19 protein-coding genes and 1 riboswitch are annotated in these 21,199 nt (G+C 44.3%); of the genes, 3 read left to right on the forward strand and 16 right to left on the reverse strand.

Going from position 1 to position 21,199, the window contains the following annotated elements; all coding sequences use genetic code 11:
• Window positions 1-8: 8 nt before the first annotated feature.
• The 5 genes from MKY59_RS17220 to MKY59_RS17240 all read right to left on the reverse strand — a co-directional run bounded on the left by MKY59_RS17220 (window position 9) and on the right by MKY59_RS17240 (window position 6,517).
• Window positions 9-1,118 carry a zinc-binding dehydrogenase gene (locus tag MKY59_RS17220; protein WP_339272636.1) on the reverse strand — a complete coding sequence of 370 codons (1,110 nt, stop codon included), beginning with the start codon at window positions 1,116-1,118 and terminating at the stop codon, window positions 9-11.
• A 182-nt stretch (window positions 1,119-1,300) separates the two neighbouring features.
• Entirely contained in the window at window positions 1,301-1,762 is a 462-nt protein-coding gene (locus tag MKY59_RS17225) for a MarR family transcriptional regulator (protein ID WP_236412449.1), read from the reverse strand.
• A 429-nt stretch (window positions 1,763-2,191) separates the two neighbouring features.
• Window positions 2,192-2,674 carry a GNAT family N-acetyltransferase gene (locus tag MKY59_RS17230; protein WP_236412448.1) on the reverse strand — a complete coding sequence of 161 codons (483 nt, stop codon included), beginning with the start codon at window positions 2,672-2,674 and terminating at the stop codon, window positions 2,192-2,194.
• A 625-nt stretch (window positions 2,675-3,299) separates the two neighbouring features.
• A complete protein-coding gene (uidA, locus tag MKY59_RS17235) occupies window positions 3,300-5,087 on the reverse strand; it encodes a beta-glucuronidase (RefSeq protein WP_339272637.1) in 1,788 nt (595 codons plus the stop codon).
• Window positions 5,088-5,152: 65 nt separating this feature from the next.
• Window positions 5,153-6,517 carry a glycoside-pentoside-hexuronide (GPH):cation symporter gene (locus MKY59_RS17240; RefSeq protein ID WP_339272639.1) on the reverse strand — a complete coding sequence of 455 codons (1,365 nt, stop codon included), beginning with the start codon at window positions 6,515-6,517 and terminating at the stop codon, window positions 5,153-5,155.
• Window positions 6,518-6,778: 261 nt separating this feature from the next.
• On the opposite strand from MKY59_RS17240, the gene MKY59_RS17245 reads away from it, so the two are divergent.
• Window positions 6,779-8,008, forward strand: a complete 1,230-nt coding sequence (locus MKY59_RS17245) for a helix-turn-helix domain-containing protein (protein WP_339272641.1) — start codon at window positions 6,779-6,781, stop codon at window positions 8,006-8,008.
• 104 nt (window positions 8,009-8,112) lie between these two features.
• On the opposite strand, the gene MKY59_RS17250 is transcribed toward MKY59_RS17245, so the two are convergent.
• Window positions 8,113-8,496, reverse strand: coding sequence for a nuclear transport factor 2 family protein (locus tag MKY59_RS17250; RefSeq protein ID WP_339272643.1), 384 nt, complete (start codon window positions 8,494-8,496; stop codon window positions 8,113-8,115).
• A 229-nt stretch (window positions 8,497-8,725) separates the two neighbouring features.
• Here MKY59_RS17250 and MKY59_RS17255 point away from each other — a divergent pair, with 229 nt between their 5' ends.
• Together MKY59_RS17255 and MKY59_RS17260 are read left to right on the forward strand one after the other, a co-directional pair.
• Complete coding sequence (locus MKY59_RS17255) at window positions 8,726-9,127, forward strand: MerR family transcriptional regulator (protein WP_339272645.1); 402 nt, start codon at window positions 8,726-8,728, stop codon at window positions 9,125-9,127.
• Window positions 9,124-9,897 carry an SDR family NAD(P)-dependent oxidoreductase gene (locus MKY59_RS17260; protein ID WP_339272647.1) on the forward strand — a complete coding sequence of 258 codons (774 nt, stop codon included), beginning with the start codon at window positions 9,124-9,126 and terminating at the stop codon, window positions 9,895-9,897. Before MKY59_RS17255 ends, MKY59_RS17260 begins: the two co-directional genes overlap by 4 nt.
• An 87-nt stretch (window positions 9,898-9,984) precedes the next feature.
• Here MKY59_RS17260 and MKY59_RS17265 read toward each other — a convergent pair whose 3' ends face one another.
• From MKY59_RS17265 to MKY59_RS17310, 10 genes are all read right to left on the reverse strand, one after another.
• Window positions 9,985-10,929 (reverse strand): hypothetical protein, encoded by a 945-nt coding sequence (locus MKY59_RS17265; RefSeq protein ID WP_339272649.1) that lies wholly within the window; start codon window positions 10,927-10,929, stop codon window positions 9,985-9,987.
• Between the two features lie 399 nt (window positions 10,930-11,328).
• On the reverse strand, window positions 11,329-13,377 hold the full coding sequence (locus tag MKY59_RS17270) for a glycoside hydrolase family 16 protein (RefSeq protein ID WP_339272650.1): 2,049 nt from the start codon (window positions 13,375-13,377) through the stop codon (window positions 11,329-11,331).
• A gap of 261 nt (window positions 13,378-13,638) precedes the next feature.
• A complete protein-coding gene (gene map, locus MKY59_RS17275) occupies window positions 13,639-14,379 on the reverse strand; it encodes a type I methionyl aminopeptidase (protein ID WP_236412436.1) in 741 nt (246 codons plus the stop codon).
• A 95-nt stretch (window positions 14,380-14,474) separates the two neighbouring features.
• Complete coding sequence (locus tag MKY59_RS17280; protein ID WP_339278427.1) at window positions 14,475-15,077, reverse strand: DJ-1/PfpI family protein; 603 nt, start codon at window positions 15,075-15,077, stop codon at window positions 14,475-14,477.
• A 60-nt stretch (window positions 15,078-15,137) separates the two neighbouring features.
• Window positions 15,138-15,219: riboswitch (ZMP/ZTP riboswitch) on the reverse strand.
• A gap of 93 nt (window positions 15,220-15,312) precedes the next feature.
• Complete coding sequence (locus MKY59_RS17285) at window positions 15,313-16,626, reverse strand: ABC transporter substrate-binding protein (protein ID WP_339272653.1); 1,314 nt, start codon at window positions 16,624-16,626, stop codon at window positions 15,313-15,315.
• A gap of 24 nt (window positions 16,627-16,650) precedes the next feature.
• Window positions 16,651-17,475 (reverse strand): carbohydrate ABC transporter permease, encoded by an 825-nt coding sequence (locus MKY59_RS17290; protein WP_339272655.1) that lies wholly within the window; start codon window positions 17,473-17,475, stop codon window positions 16,651-16,653.
• A gap of 18 nt (window positions 17,476-17,493) precedes the next feature.
• Window positions 17,494-18,366 (reverse strand): sugar ABC transporter permease, encoded by an 873-nt coding sequence (locus MKY59_RS17295; RefSeq protein ID WP_236412432.1) that lies wholly within the window; start codon window positions 18,364-18,366, stop codon window positions 17,494-17,496.
• A complete protein-coding gene (locus tag MKY59_RS17300) occupies window positions 18,363-19,451 on the reverse strand; it encodes an ABC transporter ATP-binding protein (protein WP_339272657.1) in 1,089 nt (362 codons plus the stop codon). Before MKY59_RS17300 ends, MKY59_RS17295 begins: the two co-directional genes overlap by 4 nt.
• A 24-nt stretch (window positions 19,452-19,475) precedes the next feature.
• The gene (locus MKY59_RS17305; protein WP_339272659.1) at window positions 19,476-20,312 is read right to left on the reverse strand and encodes a metallophosphoesterase; all 837 of its coding nucleotides are present in this window, start codon (window positions 20,310-20,312) and stop codon (window positions 19,476-19,478) included.
• A gap of 37 nt (window positions 20,313-20,349) precedes the next feature.
• On the reverse strand, window positions 20,350-21,189 hold the full coding sequence (locus tag MKY59_RS17310) for an HAD-IIA family hydrolase (protein ID WP_339272661.1): 840 nt from the start codon (window positions 21,187-21,189) through the stop codon (window positions 20,350-20,352).
• Window positions 21,190-21,199: the final 10 nt, after the last annotated feature.

Genomic DNA, 21,199 nt, shown 5'->3' on the forward strand with positions numbered 1-21,199 from the left:
GTATCTGTTTATATTTTTGGAAGTTCAATTTGATCTGGAGCATATATGCCGTCTCCATCCAGTTGAGGGACAATCAAGATTTTGACTTGTTCAATCTTTTGCTCCCCTCCCGGTCGTAGCGCGGCAAACGCATGTTCAACTCCATCGAAGCCGGTATATGCTGTTACGATTTCCGATGGATCAAATTTCCCAGCGATTAGGTCCTCGAAGGTTTCTTTCAAAGCCGTATAAGAGGTTTCACCATAACCTGGCCCTGTAATAAAGTCCAAGGTGATGTTTTTGTTGATGAGACTTGTCGGTTTAAGCAGATTGTCTTCCATGGAGGCTCCAACTATCAGGAATTTGGTATAGTGAGGCACAGCATCAATCATGTTATAAATCAAGTTTTTTACGCCGGAGGCTTCAAAAACGTGTAGACGCTGACTGTCTTTGGCCAACCCTCGATACACTTCGACCGGATCCTTTTCCAAAGGATTTACGACGGCATGAGCCCCATATTTCATGGCAATCTCCCGTCTTTTGACAGATGGATCGGAAACGACGATCGGGTGGATGCCACGAGAAGCAAGTGCTATGACGGCACCAAGGCCAACGGTTCCGGCTCCTGTCACAATCGCTCCTCCATCCGGTCCAATATCCGCTCTCAAAACACTATTGTAACCGGTTGCGAGTGGCTCAGTAACCGCAGCATGATAAGGATTGACTCCATCGGGAATCTTGAAATGGCCTCCGTTGCCCACAAGCACGCGCTCCGAAAATCCTCCCGGATAATCGTTCGAGTATCCTACGGTATACATCACTCCGTCATCACCGATCACCCAAGGCAGTACAACAATCAAATCCCCTGGTTGGTAGTCAATGACATTATCACCGACCTCGATGACTTTTGCTGTAAACTCATGTCCCAAAACCAAATCCTTGTTCGGATCAAATGCTTGCCCGACGCTCCCCGCTTTGCGTACACTCTCGAGGAAATCCTCCGTGTGTGCTACTGCAGAGAGATCACTCCCGCAGATTCCGATCGCTAATGGTTCAACCAACAGTTGGTCCTTGTTTGGTTGAAGATCCCCTATTTCTTTCATTTGAAATTGACCTTTTCGAAAAACAACCGCATTCACACTCAACACATCCTTATATATTATTTATTAAATACTTATAAATAAGTATCTTAGTACTAATACAAATACTATAATACGGTTAACCTACTTTTACAATTCATAAATTAGTCACAATACCATATTGTTAATAGATGATATCCATCACTATTTTAGATAAAAAAAGAACAGTACACGTTCAGAAATTAATCTGAATGTGTACCGTTCCTCTTTTCAAGAAGGTGGTGAATCAGTTTCTTATACAATTTGTTCCACAGCATAATTTCTTCATCAGTCAACACGCTGAAGTGTGAACTTACCAAATCCAGTCTCATGGCATAAGCTTCATCGACGATCTTTTTCCCTGCATCCGATATCTCCAACATGACGGAACGCCGGTCAATATCTTCGTCTCTCCGTCGAAAGATCAGTCCTTTCGCCAGCAATTTGTTACAGATCCCCGTAATTCCCCCGGAAGTAATATGTAGTGGTTCTGAAAGCTCTTTGGCTCGTTTGGGGCCTTCATCATTCAGTATTTCCAATATGCTGACTTCCGTCATGGAGAGATTTAAATGATTTTTTTTATTCCAATCCGTCAACCATAGTTTGTTGTGCATGGACGACATATAAGAATTCTCAATTAGCAGTTCTTCTCTTTTATTCCTCATAATCCCACCCTAACTTTAACGAATATTATTATGGTTCATTATAACCCCAATAAAGAACAAATGCACTTAGTCCAAAATCTCCAAAATAAAGAGTCGTTTGGCGATTTGAATTAACCTTATACAATAGACAACAGTAAACCTTATGAGCTCCCTCGTCTGACTGCCAAACCATGCCGTTGCAGGGCGGAACTTTGGGAAATGTGTGTTATCACCCCAAGCTCAATGCTTAAGAAAGTGAATTCCGATTCTCGTCATCGTCCTCTGTGTGGAGAAACGCTGAACAGCACAAAAAAGGTGCGTCCTCTTGCAAGAGGACCACCTCACCGATATACAAGAAACACGAGGGCATGAGTACATGGGAATTCTGCTATAAGGATACACCTACATTTATCCGCTTAGCGATCTGCCACAAAGGTTCATGCCCCGTATTCAATGTAGTTCTAACTCCATAAACACATCCGCTCTTACATAGGGCATGGGCCCGATCTGCTCGACAGGAACGTGTTTGAACCCAACTGATTCATAAAGATGAACGGCATTCGGCAGCTTGGTGCTGCTTCCCAAAAAGAGCGATGTAGCGCCTAGTCCGCGTGCGCGGTTAATGGCCGCTTGAATGATTTTCCGTCCGTATCCACGCCCGCGCATCTCGGGTGCAACGCTCATCTTCGAGAGCTCGAACACGCCGGCTCCGGTCGGCACGAGCGCAACACATCCGACGATCGAATCGCCATCACGTGCGATGAGTACGTCCCCTCCTCTGTCCACGATGTTCTCTACCGGGTTATCGAGGATGACCAGGTCCGCCTCTTCGACGGCGAAGATACGGGCAATCCATTCCTCGTTAAGTGTTTTGAAGGCCCGAGCTTCTTCGGGCGTCTGCATCGAAGTGATCGTAAGCGCTGTTTCAAGCATCCAATGTTTCCTCCTCTTGTAGGGGTTATTCCCACTATAGAAGAAACCAAACGATTGATCAATATCGGTATTCCTATTACGTTCATGGACAATACCTATATTCGGATGGTCACCCAATGTTGGGTTTGCGGATTCATTTCGTCTGACCTTGATGACGGCAACAACGCAGAACATAAAAAAGATGGCGATCCACCTGGATCGACTGGGGAAGCGAAGCTCCCCTATTCTATAGCTTTTTTTCAATCACACTCCGGCATACGAGGAGAAGCCGTCATCTATTGGCAATACTACACCAGTTACAAAACTAGCTGCCTGTTCGCTAACCAAGAATCATAATCCTCCAATGAGCTCTTCAGGTTCCCCAAATCTTTCCGTGGGTGTATTTTCAGAATTTTCCTCTCTCTCGGAGCAGGGGTATCTTCATCATTGAATAATAATGCTTTATTTTGATGCGTAACAAAAAAATTGGGGGCAATCGCATTAACCCGAAAACCCGTTTAGACGGGCCAACTCTGCAATGGCTTCATCGGCTCCGGGCGTAGAGAAAGTGACTTCGATAGAGCGTATTCCGCCCGCAAATGCTTGTTTGGGGAAACTTGGGTAACAATCATAATCTCCCTTTCAGCTAGTTCTTGTAATAAAAATCAGGAATGGCCGTCCATCGTCTTTTAAGTTCATGGGCAATGGCTTTAGGTTTTCGATCACGAGTGAAGATCCCCTTTTTGTTTCCTTGTACACGAATGATTCCCTGGCTCGTTGCAAAATCGGCAAAGTTCCACACTTGCTCGCCAACAAACTGTTGAAATTCATCAAAAACTTCATGGTTTGCTTTATAAAACGCAACTTGGTATTCTTCTGTAAACATAATGGGTTCGACATCATGCAATCCGGCGACAGTGTCCGCTCCATATTCGGTCATCATAAATGGTTTGTCTGGACATCTTTTCAGCCATTCCTTAAATTCAGTGCGCAGCATCTCTTTGGCTGATACCAAATCACCACCATCTACATACCATCCGTAATAGCGGTTAAAGGTAAGGATATCTAATAACTCCGCCACTTGATCCTTTTCAGGTGAAGATTCAATTTGAGTGACAATCGTAACAGGACGCTTTTGCGGATCTAAATCTCTGGCTAATTCGATTAGCGGTTTAAAATATTCATAAGCACCCTTTTCCTCTGAGGCAGGCTCATTGGCTATATTCCACATCACAACAGAGGGATGGTTTTTGTCTCTTTCAATGAGTTCCCTGATCACCTCTTGGTGATGTTCGAACGTTTTAAGCTCATCCCACGTATTTCTAAGTTCTCCGCCACGATGCAGCACCATCATGTTTAAATGCATTCCCACCGCGGGTACTTCATCAATGACAACAAATCCTTCCCGATCCGCAAGCCTCATCACTTCTTCTGAATATGGATAGTGAGCGGTACGGAATGAGTTCGCTCCCGTCCATTTCATCAGATTAAAATCCAAAACATTGGCTGCTTCATCTAACCCTCTTCCATGAATAGGCGTATCTTCGTGCTTACCATAACCTTTGAAATAGAACGGTTTATTATTGATCAGGAACTGCCCTCCGCTCACCTCAACCGTTCTCACACCAAATGGCTGTTCATAAACATCGATCGTTTCACCTTCATCTTCCAGTTCAATCCGAAGGGTGTACAAATAGGCATTTAAAGGTTCCCACAGCTTAACGTTGGGAATCGTAAGTGTGCTTGATTTTCCTTCTGACTCTGAAATAACGATGCCCGATTCATCTACAATCTTTGCTTTAACAGATGCTGAACCAACCACATCAATGGAGTAATGAACTGTCCCATCCAGTTCAGTTACGATCGTCACATCCTTAACATAAATGGTCGGCGTCGTATATATTTTTACAGGACGATGCAAACCGGCATAGTTGAAGAAGTCAAAATTAGGATGATTCCGAACAACCTTTCCAACACCAGCAACGTGCTTCTCGGTTACAAAACCAACGGGTAAGGTCGTCTCATCCACAATATTGTTCACCGCAACGGTTAATCGATTTTTGCCTTTTTGTAAATATCGATTAATTTCAGCCTCAAAGGGTAAAAAGCCCCCTTTATGCTCTACAACGAATTCCCCATTCAAATAAACTTTTGCGAAATGGGTGGCAGAACCAAACCGTAAAACCACTCGTTCTTCGGTCATCGAACTTGGCAGAGTAATCTCCCGCTCATACCAAACCCAGCCAACATGGTCACGGATGTTTGCACTGACTGCCATATCGTTAAATGAACCAGGAACCACCATACGGCTTGGATCCTTCAACGTTTGCTTCTGCCAGTTCTCTGTAAATCCCATGCCAGAATCCAGTTTAAAGTTCCAAATCCCGCTTAAATCTATAATGCTACGCGTTTCGGTAAGTGTAGGATAAAGCATATATAATCTCCTTTTTTTCATTCATTAAAGTGGTTGAAATCCTTAATCCAAACTAAGTTGGGTTATCACAACGAGTCTTTATCACTTCTCTTTTTATTTAAAACGCTTACAAGTTCAGCCGTACGCTTTTTGTTTAACGGATAGAAAAAGGCCATACAAATAAATACGAGCAGAAGGCCGATCGATGGTACTAATGTCGCTAATAAATGAATCCCGTCCAACGTACTTGCAGCTTGGGATTGAAGTTCAGCATTGTAACCAACGGCGGCCACAGCTATACCGCCTATTCCTCCAGCTACAGCCTGTCCTACTTTACGCGCAAAAGAATAGATGGAGTAGATGGTTGCATCCTCTCTCATACCGGTTACATGTTCATGGTAGTCAACCAAGTCCGTTATAAAAGCCCAACTTATTAAATTGAAAAGAGCATATCCGAATAAACCCAGCGATAAAATACAAATATATTGAACCGCCGATAGGTTTGGAAGCAAAAATAAAATAAAGTAAACGATGGTCGATAGTAGAAACCCAGAGGCAGCTACTTCTTTTTTTCCGAACTTGGCTACCAAAGGTTTGACAATCGGCATTCCTATAAGGATCGTTGCCGATTGAACGAGGCTAAACACACTTAACAACTGGGCATTTCCAAAGTAATCCTTAAACAAATACGTATTCACTGTTCCAATTAACATTAAATTGATTAAGAAAATAAGTGAGCCAATGAGAAATACAATTAACGGTTTATTTTTAAGAAGACCTTTTAGCGTTTTTTTCAAATTCATATTCGGTTTATGATTTTCATCCATGACCACACGTTCTACGGTTAATTTATAACAAGCCATATAACTTGCGATCGACAGAATGCCAAAAATGACTGCCCCCATTAAAAAGCGATTGGCATTCGCCTCGTTATTCACAAACATAAGCAGTGGACCCAGAACACCGACAATCAATTGAGCTAATGTCGCTCCAAGTGATCGCCATGTGGACAGCGTCGTCCGTTCTACAGGGTCAGCTGTAATGACTGAAGCCATTGAACCGTATGGAATATTAACCGTGCTATACAACGTGCCCCATAAGATATAAGTAACATAGGCATACGCGATGTAAAATCCATTGGACATTCCCGGTATGTGAACAAACATTAGAACGCCTGAAATGACGAGAGGGATCGACATTCTAAAGATCCAAGGTTTGAATTTCCCGTTCTTTCCGGCTTTTCTGGTATCGATAAAGCGCCCCCACGTGATATCTGCAATCGCATCCCACAGACGAGCCAGCAAAAATAATCCCCCTACCGTAGCAGGATTAATTTGAAAGACATCGGTGTAATACACCATCAAAAATGACCCCACCAGAGCAAAGAAAAAATCATTCCCAAAATCACCAAACAAATACCCAAACTTATCCTTGAACCCAAATGGACGCATAGAACCCACCTCTTCATATATGTTGGCCGTAACAGTTTGTTTGAAGTGCAAATTGAATTAATGATTTGTTGGCGCTTTCACGATTAAAAAGGATGGTGCTTTAACGATTGGTTAGCCCCCTGTTTCCTCCCTCATTTCAATTGTTGAAATCGATTTCACAGAAAAGTATAATCACTATTAGATATTCTTTATGGTAAATTCCACAGATAAAAAGGAATTAACACATCTAATTTCTTCACTCTACAACCTGGAGGTTTCAACATGCATAACTTTCAGCAGGAGAATATCGAATTTATATGTAACTTGGCACACAATATCTATAAAATACCTATATACTATTTTGACAGTGAGAATACGTTAACTTATGAAGCGGCTCTTGATTTCCGGCATAACCCTTTGTACACGTCCAACCCCGCCATTATTACAGAGTTATTTACCGAAATGGGATCACAACATTTTCCCGTTATTCGCGAAACCCTGTATCATGAGAAATTTTTCGCAATAAATGTCCATTTTAATCAAGAATGCAAAGGGAGAATCGTCGTCGGTCCAGTAATTAATTTCAGGATGACCGAAGAGACTATTAAAATCACGTTAAGGGATTTAGTAACCCGGGGAAACAAAGAGGAAATAAAGCATTACTATGATCAAGTTCCGGTAATCAGCAATTTTAATTTTATTAATCTGAGTATGATTATTTATTTTATGCTTTATCAACAAAAGCTGGAGCTGGCTGACATTTTGCTGAATAATGAAGGTCTTGATCAAAATATGCTAGAGATTGAACAACCCTATTCCCAAATTATTGATGGACGTCAAAATAATTTAGTACACACTGAAATAGATAAAGAGAAGAAGCTTTTGGATTTTATACGGTTAGGGAGAACAGATAAAGTATTGGAGAATTTTCATGCTATTCATAAACAAGGAAAGAAAGGTGTGTTATCAAAGACCAGTTTTTTGAGAAGTCAAAAGAACATCGCCATTTCTCTGATCACGTTAACCACCAGAGCAGCAGTAGAAGGAGGATTGTATCAAGAAATCGCCTATAACCTTAGTGATTTGTATATCCTTAAATTAGAGGAATTAACCGAAAGTAGAGCGGTCGATGAATTGATTGAGGATGTTTTAATTGATTTTGCTGAACGAGTCGCAAACAGTAAAAAACATAAATACTCAAGACCTATAAATATTTGTCAAAATTTTATTTTTAATCATCTGAATAAAAACATTACCGTTTCCCAACTGGCCGAATTAACTTCCCTGAATCCCAATTATTTATCTAACCTTTTTAAAAAAGAAGTCGGGATTTCGATTCCTCAGTTTATCCAGAAAACCAAAATAGAAGAAGCTAAAAACCTGCTGTCTTACTCCAGTTATTCTTTAGCTGAGATTTCAACGATGTTGAATTTTTACGATCAAAGTTATTTTGCTAAAGTTTTTAAAAAGTTTACGGGATGTACGCCTAAACAGTTTATAAATCAAAATTGAAGCACCTAAATTTTAATGTTGAACTATGATCATAAGAAAAACCGCCTTTGGTGAAAAGGCGGTTTTTTGAGCTATCGTTCTCTTTCGTTGAAACGTTGTATTACTCAACTGTAATCTTCAATCAATGAGATTTTTCCTTCCTTAAACTCGAATTTCGACTTTCCATTTAATTGCAGCTTATCTCCAATTTTTAATCCGTTAGGTAAATCCACGGCAAGAATACCTTCATAATCAATTCCAACCTCTACTTTGTCATTGATGACACTGTACTCGGTGATGATCTGGCGACGGCTGGTGAACATCGTTGACGACTGTTCTGCCAATTCCCTGAATGCTTGTATTCCTTTGGTTTCCGTAGTGGTTTCGCCATTGGAAATATTCCTAAATATGATATCCTTCTGCAAGAGGTTTACCATGCCTTCAATTTCAAATGAATTGTATGCCTCAAGATAATTTTCAATGATATCCCTTATCTCTTTGCTAAGCATAACCGTACTCCCTCCTTGATCTTGTTATGTAAAAGATATACTCCTAATTCTATAGTACCATAATAAAGAAAAAATCCGACACGTCCCGTTATTCCGTTGCTCAAGTCCAAAAAAGCAAATAAATAATCGTTTGATACATATTTCGTTTTAAAAAATGTTGACTTAAACCATGGTTTAAGACGTATCCTATTCCTGTCGGCAATGAAAGATAAAATTTGGAGGCCTCCAGATGAAGTATTGTTCCATTAGCGAAGCTTCAGCCCGATTCAACATTCCGGAATCAACCTTGCGTTATTATGAAAAAAAAGGACTGCTGCCGCTAATCGAGCGTGATGAAGCCGGCAGGCGGTTATTTTCAGAAGATCAAATGACGCTCCTTAAAATCATTATTTATTTGAAAAACACGCATATGCCAATAAGTGGCATCAAGAAATATATTGATCGGGTGGTAGAAGGAGACCAAACCACGGAACTCCGACTGGAAATGCTGAAGAAACACAAGCAAGCCGTGCTGGCTGAAATAACTTTGATGACAGAAGCCTTAGAAGGCATTGATGTAAAAATTGCACGTTACACCAAACGGGTTCAGGAAAGAAGAATAAACAAAACAGAAAAGAGGCGCCATAAATGAAACCTTCAGGAAATACAATACTGATTACAGGCGGAAATACGGGAATAGGATTGGCTTTTGCAGAGCGCTTTTTAAAAGCTGGAAATAACGTCATTGTTTGCGGACGGCGTGAACAGGCCCTTCAACATGCGAAAGAAAAATTCCCTGATCTTATTACCCGTGTATGTGATCTGGGCATTGAATCCGAACGTGCAGCATTGTTTGATTGGGTAACAACGAACTATCCAGCGGTGAATGTGCTGGTGAACAATGCAGGAATCCAGCAACGGTTTAATGTGTTAAAAGCGGATGCAAAGCACGATTGGAGTTATTTCAATCAAGAAATTACAACCAATATTGAAGCGCCTTTCCACCTATCCATGCTGTTTGCTCCGTATTTTGCAGCCAAAGAAGAGGCGGCCATCATTAACGTGACATCCGGGCTGGCTTTTACGCCGTTTGCAATCGCTCCGATTTATTCTGCGACCAAAGCGGCCCTTCATTCGTTTACCATGAGTTTAAGACACCAGCTTTCCGATACGTCCATAGAAGTCATTGAGGTTGCTCCTCCGGCAGTGAATACAGAGTTGGGCGGAGCGGGACTGCATGTCCAAGGAGAACCGCTGGATGCCTTCGCAGATGGAATTTTCAAAGGATTGGAAGAGGGGAAAGCGGAAATTGGATATGGTACATCGGTGAACCGTTTGCGCATGTCGCGAGATGAAATTGATGAGTACACGGAGAAGATGTATCAGGCTACGAAAAACGCAAAAGGGACGAAGAGCAGATAGCCCTCTGCTTCGTCCCTGTAATCTATCGGTGTTGTTTCTATTCACCGATGTGTTTTTTAAAGGCATTAGAGATAGCCCCTCTACTTCTCAATGTTTCACACTGAGTTGTGTAAGAACATACCTATACTCCTTGCCTTTCTTCACTTTTTTTACAATAGCATCAACGCGGCTAACCAAATCGTCATTCGGATAATCAGGATCGTATAAATGTCCATACACTCTATAATTGTTGCTCCCCATATCGTAAAGTTCATCTACCTGAACATAGAAGACTCTCTCGCCGTCAGCACCATCAAAGGTATAACCTTTACCATTGTATTTAAGATTAAGCACGGACCGATGATTGCTAAATTTGATATTGAAATATTTTAATATTGAGGTTTCAACAGATGATTTAGTGATATAAAGTTTTCCGTGAGATGAACTTATTCTTGAATTAAAGTTGTTTATGTAGTTATGCCATACGCCGAAGCGAATAAGATCGGAATTATTTATTTTCTTAGCATCAAATTTGTATAGCTGCAGCTCGGTAAAATTGCTAAGAAAAACCCCTAATTTCTTGGACTCGGAAGAGGAAAGATCCACCTTTTTGTATAGCTTAAATGTCCCCTTAGGGAAAGAATAGTCCGTTGTTTCTGTACCTGACCAAGTCAACGTGACCGTTTCTTTTTTTACGCTAATCGTCATTTTCCCATTATTGTACTCATCCTTATATTTAAAGCTCGCCGTACCTTTTGCATTAAAAGTAACCGTTCCGGTGATGAAACTGCTCCTGTATTTTCCCTTTGAATTCAAAAAACTATTTCTGCTATCGTTAGTGGGGAGGTAATAATCGTTTGTCACCTCTACTTCTACTTGTGTTCCTTTGTCCTTCATTCTAAGATACATTTGATTCATTCCATATGAACCAATGTCATACTGATCACTCCACGTCCCCGTATAACTACTTGCAGCATAGGAAGCCGGACTAATTACAAGCTGTGCCATAAGAATCATTGCGACTATACTGAACACCATTAATTTTTTGATCATTTTCATTCTCCTTCAATTCTACATGATCTAACCTGTCCATTGGACTAAACGCATATAAACCGCACTAATCAATCACATAAGGACACTGCGAGTGCAGTAGCATCTTCCGATCGCTGTTATCCCCTGTTTTTTGATCCCCCTTTCCAAACTCAGCGAAACCAGTTTCATTTTAAAATGCAATACCTCCCTTCCTCATAAATTTAGTTACATTGGTATATATTCCAAACACCTAGTTGATTATAGGTAATTTGGACTTGCCCTTCAATTCTTTTCTACCTGAAACAGCACTATACTTGTAATTTTTTGTTCCAACAGCACATCCATCTCAGGTTGAAACGCAACATACATACATTAAAAAAAGACCAGCAACAAAAAAAGCTGCCGGTCTTTCGCATTTCCTTACTGTTCTTTGTACACTCGGACATAATCAACTTGCATAGTGGCGGGGATATCAGACGCGTTCGGAGTACGTCCGCCGTCAAAGTTTCCACCGATCGCCAGGTTCATAATAAGATAAAATGGCTCATCAAAAGGAGCGTTCGGGTTGTTCGGTGCGGCTGCCGAATACCACTGCTCGTTGGTGACTTTATAGAAAAACTTGCCGTCAACATACCATTTAATATGGTCCTCTTCCCAGACGACCGAGTATACATGATAATCATTGACAAACGTTTGCCCTTCCGGGAAGTGATATTCGCCGCCGGCTGACTGGTTCATCGGCCATTGTCCGCCAAAGTGTACGGTGCCACTCGTTGACCCAGGCAGGCGCCCTCTCGCTTCCATGACGTCGATCTCTCCCGATGCGGCCCATGTGCCATATACGGAATGTTGGGGAAGCATCCAAAGCGCAGGCCAAACCCCATCGCCTGTGGGCAGCTTGGCACGAAAATCCACTCTGCCGTACTTTAAGGAAAGCTTATCCTTGGTGTTAATCTTGCCGGAGGAATATTGTGCATACCGACTAGGATCCTGCGGGAAGGATCTGATATCATTCATCGCCCTGATATTCAACTTCCCGTCTTGCACAAAAATATTTTGAGAGCTGTTCGTGTAATGCTGAAGCTCCGCATTGCCCCAACCCCAGGTACCGGGATCGTCATTGAGATAATAACCTGTTTCATAGTTCCATTTACTCAAATCAAGCGTGGTGCCGTTGAATTCATCCTGCCAAATGAGATTCATGCCTGCGATAGCCGGATCGGTCGGTGTTCCAATAGCAATGTCCTCTTGGTCAGAAATATCTGGACGCGGAGCATTCGGATTACCGATCAGCGTATAGTTGACGAAATTGCTGCCTACATTTCCGCCCGTCTGTCCATTCAGCGGATAGCCGATACGAATCTGCATATCCACCTGAATCGGTTGAAACCACAGGCCATAGATAGTATCGCTCCAATATCCCCACTGGTTGGCATCAGACATATTATTGTAGCCATTACCGGAGTATGCAAACTTGCTCTGACTGGAATTACTCAAATCCACCCATTGCCCATTGATATTAATCTGGTATACGAAATTACCCAGCTCTTTGGCAATTGGCGCACCTCCATCAATTTTGGGAAGCGGTATGCCGACAGAGCCATTCGCATCTGCCGTAAACGTTGTTCCTTCATAGGGCGTAATCACATAAGAATGACGTACGGGTTCATTAAAGATAATGGTATAGACCACGTTAGCCGAAGAAGTTTTGGATTGTAATTTGACATTGATCGACTCCGTAACGTTAAACCAGTACCCTCCTCCGCCGTCGGTAAATTGGCCAAAGTTATGATCATAGATCCAGCCGCTGGCTGCATTATTGTCGATATCAATCCATGTGCTGCTGTTTACAGGTTTTACATATACCTTCAAATCCTCGGCAACGGCTTCATAAGTTACCGCCGGATCATTGTTGAATGTCGGATATGTAAATCCCGCGCCGCCTGTGAAACCTGCCGTTATTTGCGGCCCCTGTGTCGGATGCATCGCCGTGATGGTCGTTTTGTTTATATTTTGAAAAACAAGCCGATATTCAAGTGTAACGCCATTTGCTTTGGAGTATAGTTGAATATCGGTGGTTGCCGAGACCGTGAACCAATAGCCGTTAAAGCCTCCATCGGCCCAGTGCCCCCAGTTTTGGTTATAGATATAACCGCCGGCTTGATCAATATCCACCCAGCTGCTGCCTACTTTCACATTGACACCGACGTCATTGTAAACATCGTTCCACGTCGCCGAGCCTCCGTTGAATTTAGGCATGACAAATCCGTAGCTGGCTTTGCCAACCCCTGATTTGGAGATTACAGGTCCATCTGCGGGCGAAAAGTAATCCATCGAGGTCACCGTAGTTCCCGCTGCCTGAACTTTCGAAGCAGGCATTACGCCAATGCTGGCCAGCATTACAATCACTAAGAACAAACCAAGTACCTTTTTCACCAATCGTTTCTCCATAAAGTGAAATGGTTTCATCCTAGTCCTCCTTTTTTTCGCCTCCATGTTGAATGAATACGACCATCAATCTTGCTATAACCCATTTCACGATCCCTGGATCGAAATGGAAACCAACTCCTTTCGATGTCTCGATTTATGCAGCATTTACTTCCTTTCGTTCCACAAAATAAAAAAAGTCGCTATTACAGCGACTTGAACCCATTATTAGGGTATTCCTATTTTTCATGATAATTACCATTGAAATGAAGTCAATTATCCGTGAAAGGTTTCACCAATCGTTCAAAGCGTGATAATCATCGGACCATTTTTGGTAAGGATTATCGTATGTTCCAATTGTGCCACAGAGCTCTTGGCCGTAGCAAAGGTCCAGCCATCATCTTTTTGGAATACTTCCTCTTCCAAGGTAGAGATAAAAGGTTCGAATGCAATAACCATGCCTTCCTTTAATAATTCATCATCCGATAGATCATTATAATTATAAATATGGTCAGGTGCTTCGTGGATGGTGTGTCCAATGCCATGCCCTGTAAGATTTTTGATCACCGTGAATCCATGCTGTTTGGCTGTTTGGAATACCGCTTTTCCGATCCCGCTTTTTTTGGAGCCAGGTTTTGCTTTCTTAAGTCCTGCTTCAAATGCTTGCTTAGCAGCTTCGCATAATTTCGTTAACACTTCTTCACCTTTGCCTACGACAAACGAGATTCCCGTATCCGCGAAATAACTGTTTTTTGAGCCGGAAACATCGATGTTTACCAGATCCCCTTCTTGGATAACCCGATCTCCCGGAATACCATGTGCCACTTCTTCATTAACGCTGATACAAGTATAACCAGGGAAATCATATTCACTTTTTGGAGCTGAAACTGCGCCTTCTCTGGCAAAAAGCTCTCCAGCAATATCATCAAGCTCTTTCGTCGTTATGCCAGGAATCGTTCGTTGTACCAATTCATCTCGAATAGAGGCAACAATTTTCCCAATTTCCTTCAACCCATTGATGTCTTCTTCTGTCTTTGCAATCATCTGTTCTACCTCGCAATCTTTTATCTTCAATTCATTATATAAGTGTTATCTCCTCAATGCACCCGATACATGCAAAATATTTGTATATGATCCCTCTATCGCAAATTCGGCTTATAGACATCCCTTAGGTTACCAGGTTCGTAAAATGGATACTCCAGCTTTTGCTGGACTTGAAGAACGGTCTCCGTGGACGTCAACATCTCGACGACGTATAACCCAAGGTCAATGGAAGCTGTAACTCCCGCACCGGTTACCGTGTTACCGTCACGCACTACACGCGCAGCAACGACTTCCGCACAATAGGGAGCCAGTAAATCATAAGCTGACGAGTTGGTCGTAGCCTTTTTTCCATGCAGGAAACCGGCTTCTCCCAATAGCAAAGCCCCGGTACAAATCGAAATCTTATAAGACACGTTCTCTGCCGTGCGAATCCAGCGCATGAAATCCTCATCAAATCGAAGCGTTCTCGTGGATCGGCCACCAGGGAAAAAGACCAGATCAAAATCACCTAGATCAGGCAACACCGCATCGGATTTCATTTTCAGCCCCCGGTCATCTGAAATTTCATCCTTGTCTGCACAGAATGTCCAAGATACGTTTTCCTTCGCTTTCAGAATCGCCAGCCAAGTCACCGCTTCATAAAATCCAGCCAAATCCATGCTTGTCATTCCATCAAATAATACAAACGCCATTTTCATCGCCGCCACCATTCCTTTCATTTCCTGAAAATAAATAAAGTGTTCGATCAAAAAGATCAAACACTTTGCCCAGGCGTACGGCATATAAAATATGTGCTTCCTTGTGGTTCACTCCACGTTTACGCCAGTCGCACATACCGGATATTTAGCTCTAAGTATACATGACCTCTTTCACTATTGTAAATAAATGAAATGGTTCAGTCCTTCCCTTTCCTTTTGTGTTTAGGATACCGAGCTACTTGTTTAACAAGGCATCGGCTTTCTTCGCTGCTTCAGCTATGGCTGCCTCTGGCGTAACGGACGAATCCACAACCGCGCGAAGAATTTCATCCTTGATGATCTCCCCAATTTCCGGATAAACCTTCTGCATTGGACGCGGACCCGCATATTCCAGTTGGTCTACCGCCACCTTGAACAGCGGCTTTTCCTCATAAAGCTTCTTCATCTCATCGCTTTCCACAGCACTGATTCGGCTGGGCAAATATCCCGTAAAGGAGCTTGCATAAATCGTTTGCTCTTTGGAAGTCATCCATTTAATGAACTTCCACGCCGCCTCCTGCTTTTCCGGGGACAGCCCCGATGTCATAACCAGATTGGCACCGCCTGTCGGCACTCCATACGTATCATTGGCAGGCATAAATGTCGTTCCGAGTTCAAAGCCCTGCTCTTCGGCAACCTTCATATTATTGGTCAAGTCCGCGGTCGAGGAGAACAGCATCGCAGAACGTTGATTGTGGAAATCCGTCTTGGCTTGCGTACCCGCATCATCGGTCGTGCCGATATTCATAATGCCTTCATCCTTCATCTTTAACCACAGCTTCACGGGCGCAATCCCGGTTTCATTATTGAATGCCGCACTTTTTCCATCCTCGCTGACCATCGTTCCTCCACTCTGCCTTACAAAAGCTTCGTAGAACCAAATGTCGACAGGCATCGAGATGCCATAACGCTCATCCTTCACCGTCAGCTTGCGTGCATAATCTTCAAACTCGGTCCAATTCTTCGGTCCGGCAGGATCAAGTCCCGCCTCCTTCAGCATCGTCCGGTTCAAATACAGAATCGGCGTACTGCGCAAATAAGGAAGAGCATACAGTTTGCCATTCACATAGGAATTCCCCATGAGCCCTGGAATGAAATCTTCCGTATCGAGCTTGTCTTTCTCAACAAAGGAAGTCAAATCCTGTGTCATGCCGGATTCGGCGAACACCCCAACGGAAGCAATTTCATTTTGCCAAACTTCGGGGGCATTGCCCGCTGCAAAAGCCGCCTGCGCCTTGGAATGCTGGTCTGCATACGATCCCTGGTATTCCGCCTTTACGATCACTTCATCCTGGGATTCATTAAACAGTTTCACCAAGTTCTCATTGTTCTCGGCGATCTTGTCACCCCAAGAGTACCAATATGTAATCTCGACCGGTTTATTGGCCGTACCATTGGAACTGTTACCTGAAGCAGCCGTATCGGTTGAACCAGCGGAGTTGGAATCGCCGCAAGCCGTCAAAGCAAGCGCAAGCGTTGCCGCTAACATCATAGAACCAAATTTTTTCATGGATAAGTCCTCCTATGAACCTGATTATTTTACGCCCGAATAAACAAATGCTTTAATAATTTGACGTTGTCCAAATAAGAAAACGATAAGGATCGGAACGACCAGTATCATGTTTCCAGCCATCAAAATGTGCCAGGCGGCTCCTCCGTCGACCTCGCGCAGCTTGGAGATTCCGATCGGCAGCGTTCTTGCAGCATCGGAGGTGGTCATGACGAGCGGCCAGAAATAATCATTCCAGTGTGCAATAAAGCTGAACAATGCAAAGGTCACCAAGGTTGGCCGTGCCAAGGGCACCATAATCTTGAGAATGATCTTCCACTCCGGGGCTTGATCCAGTCGCGCCGCTTCAATAAGCTCTTCCTGTACCTGCTTGAACGACTGCCTGAGCATGAATATGCCGAAGGCGCTGGAGGAGAAAGGAAGAATGAGTGCCAGCAAATTGTTGATGAGTCCCCACTTGCTAAGCAACAAATACACCGGCAGGAAAATAAGCTGACCAGGAATCATCAAGGTCACCATCGTGATCCCGAATAACAGCTTGTCTCCTTTGAAGGAGTATCTTGCGAACGCATAGGCTGCCAATATAATGGTTGTGAATTGAAGCAGGAGTATACTGACCGATACGATAACGCTGTTCATCAGGTATTTCAAAAAAGGCCCCGATTCCCACGCCGCTTGGAAATTGCTCCACATGATCCTGGAAGGAATCCATTTGGGTGGAAAGATCACCGTTTCCGGGTAAGACTTCAATGATGTTGAAATCATCCATAGAAAAGGGACTGCAAAAATCGCAACCAATGCGACCGTGGCAGTAACGTTCAGGATACGCAGCCATGACTTCATTGCCATGATATTCCCTCCTCCTTTCTATTGGTAGTGAACCTTACGGCTTAGCAGCTTGAAATAAACTAGCGTCAGCAAACCAACGACAAGGAGCAATATCACTCCCGCTGCAGAAGCGTAACCGATCTTGAAGTAACGGAATCCGTACTCGTAAATGTAAAAGACGAGCGTGTTGGTTGAATTGATCGGCCCCCCGTTGGTCATGATGGCAATGGTCTCAAACACCTGGAACGAGCTGATCAAATTAATGATAATCAAGAAAAACAGGGTCGGCGAAAGCATGGGCAGCGTAATTTTGTAGAACTTCCGCCACCAGTTGGCCTCGTCCAGAGCGGAGGCTTCATACACATCCTTCGGAATGCTTTGCAGACCGGCGATGAAAATAAGAGCGTTGTAGCCGACGCCTTTCCACACCGAAACAAGGACAAGCGACAGCAATGAACTATCGGGACTGCTCAGCCATTCCAGCTTGGGCAAACCAACCATATCCAGCAACCCATTTAGCAAACCGAATTTGGGATCCATCAGCCACATCCACACCAGGGATACGGATACAAGCGAAACAATGTGCGGACTGAAAAGCGCGCCCTGAACAAACCCATACCATGCCCCTTCCCGATTCAGCCATATGGCTAGCAGCAGCGAAATCACAATGGATAACGATACGGAAAGAAGCGTATAGTTCAAGGAATTGCTCAGCACCTGAAGAAATGCGCTATCCTCAAATAACTCGACAAAGTTGTTGAAGCCCACGAACTCCTTGACCGGATTAATGAAATCCCAGTTGTAAAAGCTCAAAAAGATCATATAAAAGATCGGATAAATGAAGAAAATGGAAAATATCACGATCGAGGGAGCCACCATGACATAGGGACGGAACCTGGACCACACGGTCATGAATAGTTCCCTCCCAGGACAATCAGCTCTCTCGTTTCGGACCGCTCATGCTGACGAGCACGTACACCGCTGCGATCAAAATAGTACAGGTCCTGCATCGACACGGAGATGTACACCTCGGAGGCTGACTCCAGAGGTTTCAAGAAGCTCTTCACGGACACTTGGCCAAGTGCGGAGTCCAGTTGATAGATGATTTCTGCCCCTAGCGTCTCACGGGTCAGAATCCGGGCCGGGAACTGCACATGTCCGGGCTGCGACCGGTTCTCAAGCATCATTGCCGTTTTCTCCGGACGGAAGCCTACCTGCCCGATTTCGTCATGCAGCTGCCCGTTCAGAAACGGCAGGAGTTGTTCGCGGTCAATCACATTCATCGGCGGCGTGCCGATAAACCGGGCTGTGAACACATTATCCGGGTCATCGTAAATTTTCATTGGACGATCCGCTTGTTGAATGCGCCCTTTATTCATGATCACGATACGATCTCCCATCGACATCGCCTCAACCTGGTCATGCGTAACAAAGACAAAGGTTGCGCCCAGCCGTTTGTGAAGCTGGATCAGTTCCGTTCGCATCTGATGGCGAAGCTTGGCATCCAGGTTCGACAACGGCTCATCCATCAGGAAGACCGCGGGATTCTTGACCATGGCCCGAGCCAAGGCCACCCGCTGACGCTGACCGCCGGACAGTGCCTGCGGTTTCTTATGCAAATACTCGGCCAGACCGACGACCTCGGTGATCTCTTTGACGAGACGTTCTCGTTCAGGCCGAGGCACCTTGCGGTTCACTAATCCGAATTCGATGTTTTCCTTAACCGTCATCATCGGATATAATGCATAGTTTTGAAATACCATGGCGACATTGCGCTTGCCCGGCTCCACTCCATTGACACATTGGTCTCCGATCCAAACTTCTCCCGCCGACTGCTTGTCAAGTCCTGCGATCATGCGGAGCGTCGTCGATTTTCCACAGCCGGACGGGCCGACCAATACCGTAAAGGAGCCATCCTCAATGGTCAGATTGAGATCTTCGATGACTTTATCCTGCTTGAAGCTTTTTTCAATCTGCTTCAACACAATTTGTGCCATGCCATTCCCTCCTTTTTCTTGACATTATTGTGCCGCCGCTGCTAGCTGAACGGATAAAGTAAGGTCGCTTTCCTCTCCCAATGCATTAGCGACCGGTCCAAAGCCCGGCAGATCATAACAAAAGCTCTGAATGTCTTCGTTTAAACCAGCATCCTGTATAAGACGGTGAGTTATCGCTACTCCGCCCTCATGCACTTCAATAACGCGATATGCCGGCACATCTAGACAAGCTGCGGTCTGTACGTAATGCCATTTACCTTGCTCCACGATGGAGTTCAAGTGATTATGTCCGCAGAAATAGATGCCTCCCTCTGGCCGACTGTTTAATATGCCCTTCAGTTCCTCCTGCGGACGGATGTACAGCTTATCGAGCGTCGAGCGCGCAGTCGTATCAAACACCGGATGATGGCCGAAGAGGAGCACTTGCTTCTCGCGCGAATCGGCAAGCTGGTCTTTAAGCCAATCCAGCTGCTCTTCGTCCAGCTCTCCTCCCCAATCTGTGCGGTTCATTTCCTGGGTAGTGTCCAGAAAAATCAATCTGGCGTGAGGCGTATCCATCGCCCGATAGCGCTCCTGACCTGTTAGCATGGAAATCTCACGTTTTGGCATCGAATACGTATCATGATTTCCCAGCACATGAATGAAGTTCCGTCCGCTTCCTGCAAGCATGGAAAACATCGAACGGAGTTCCTGATCCGTTCCTTCATGCGTCAAATCGCCAATCGAGACATGAACGTCCGCCTCCTCCTTCAGAAAAGCGTTAAGCATATGCTCGTATGCCCGGACTCTCGCTGCCTTCATTTCTTCGGTTCCATGACTCATGGTTGAATAGTGAAAATCACCAAGTAACGCAAGACGCATGCATGCCACCTCCACTTTTATTTTGGAACATTGCTGCTCAAGCTTTCTCCATCTCCAGCACCGTGGAATGCTTTGAATGATTCTGCTGCTCCATGCTGCATTCATTCAAGGAAGGCCATATATAATCCGGAACGATATCCGCTTTTCCGATATCCTCTCTTGAGGAGATGCCCGTAAGCACGAGGGCAGTCTTCATTCCATTCAGCTTTCCAAACAAAATGTCCGTCTCCAGCCGATCGCCGATCATGAGGCAGCTGCTGCGATCCACGTCCAGAAGCTGAAGCGACTTTTCTGCATAATAATTTGAAGGCTTGCCGATCATTACCGCTGCTTTCTGCTGGCTCGCCGCCTCGATCGAGCTCAGAATAGCTCCGGTGTCCGGAATAATGTCCCCTTGGACGGGACAGCAATTGTCCGGATTCGTTGCGAGCAGAACCGCTCCATGACGAACGGCTTTTGCCGCCAGATGGAGCTTATCGTAATGGAATTGCCGATCCATTCCGACCAACACATGCGTTGAACGGTACGGATCCTCGGAAAGGTTTATCCCCACTGCCCGAAGTTCTTCCTTTAGCGCCTCCTCCCCTACAACCAGCACCTTGGCATCCGGTGCATGCTCTACAAAATAAAGTCCGGATACGTAGCCTGCAGTCAAAATTTCATCAAGCTGGCACGAAACGCCCAAACCCAGCAGCCGCTTGTAGCAATCCTCCCTCGTATGAACGGAAGTATTTGTAAGGAACAGCAGACGTTTGCCGCGTGACCGCAAGCTGCTTAAAAAGCTCTTTACGCCAGGCAGCCTCATTTGGTCAATATAAATCGTTCCGTCTAAATCGAAGCAGTACGCATCGTACGCATATACACTCTCCATAACCATGCTCTCGCCC

This window comes from Paenibacillus sp. FSL W8-0426, assembly GCF_037969725.1.
Classification (GTDB): Bacteria; Bacillota; Bacilli; order Paenibacillales; family Paenibacillaceae; genus Paenibacillus; species Paenibacillus hubeiensis.

Bases quoted from the DNA above. Each gene is read 5' to 3' on its own strand.
- MKY59_RS17280 (WP_339278427.1), bottom strand. From the start codon at position 15,077: ATGAAAATGGCGTTTGTATTATTTGATGGAATGACAAGCATGGATTTG.
- MKY59_RS17225 (WP_236412449.1), bottom strand. From the start codon at position 1,762: ATGAGGAATAAAAGAGAAGAACTGCTAATTGAGAATTCTTATATGTCG.
- MKY59_RS17270 (WP_339272650.1), bottom strand. From the start codon at position 13,377: ATGAAACCATTTCACTTTATGGAGAAACGATTGGTGAAAAAGGTACTT.
- MKY59_RS17260 (WP_339272647.1), top strand. From the start codon at position 9,124: ATGAAACCTTCAGGAAATACAATACTGATTACAGGCGGAAATACGGGA.
- MKY59_RS17250 (WP_339272643.1), bottom strand. From the start codon at position 8,496: ATGCTTAGCAAAGAGATAAGGGATATCATTGAAAATTATCTTGAGGCA.
- MKY59_RS17245 (WP_339272641.1), top strand. From the start codon at position 6,779: ATGCATAACTTTCAGCAGGAGAATATCGAATTTATATGTAACTTGGCA.
- MKY59_RS17305 (WP_339272659.1), bottom strand. From the start codon at position 20,312: ATGCGTCTTGCGTTACTTGGTGATTTTCACTATTCAACCATGAGTCAT.
- MKY59_RS17290 (WP_339272655.1), bottom strand. From the start codon at position 17,475: ATGGCAATGAAGTCATGGCTGCGTATCCTGAACGTTACTGCCACGGTC.
- MKY59_RS17240 (WP_339272639.1), bottom strand. From the start codon at position 6,517: ATGCGTCCATTTGGGTTCAAGGATAAGTTTGGGTATTTGTTTGGTGAT.
- MKY59_RS17295 (WP_236412432.1), bottom strand. From the start codon at position 18,366: ATGACCGTGTGGTCCAGGTTCCGTCCCTATGTCATGGTGGCTCCCTCG.
- MKY59_RS17230 (WP_236412448.1), bottom strand. From the start codon at position 2,674: ATGCTTGAAACAGCGCTTACGATCACTTCGATGCAGACGCCCGAAGAA.
- MKY59_RS17285 (WP_339272653.1), bottom strand. From the start codon at position 16,626: ATGAAAAAATTTGGTTCTATGATGTTAGCGGCAACGCTTGCGCTTGCT.
- MKY59_RS17265 (WP_339272649.1), bottom strand. From the start codon at position 10,929: ATGATCAAAAAATTAATGGTGTTCAGTATAGTCGCAATGATTCTTATG.
- MKY59_RS17300 (WP_339272657.1), bottom strand. From the start codon at position 19,451: ATGGCACAAATTGTGTTGAAGCAGATTGAAAAAAGCTTCAAGCAGGAT.
- MKY59_RS17255 (WP_339272645.1), top strand. From the start codon at position 8,726: ATGAAGTATTGTTCCATTAGCGAAGCTTCAGCCCGATTCAACATTCCG.
- map (WP_236412436.1), bottom strand. From the start codon at position 14,379: ATGATTGCAAAGACAGAAGAAGACATCAATGGGTTGAAGGAAATTGGG.
- uidA (WP_339272637.1), bottom strand. From the start codon at position 5,087: ATGCTTTATCCTACACTTACCGAAACGCGTAGCATTATAGATTTAAGC.
- MKY59_RS17310 (WP_339272661.1), bottom strand. From the start codon at position 21,189: ATGGTTATGGAGAGTGTATATGCGTACGATGCGTACTGCTTCGATTTA.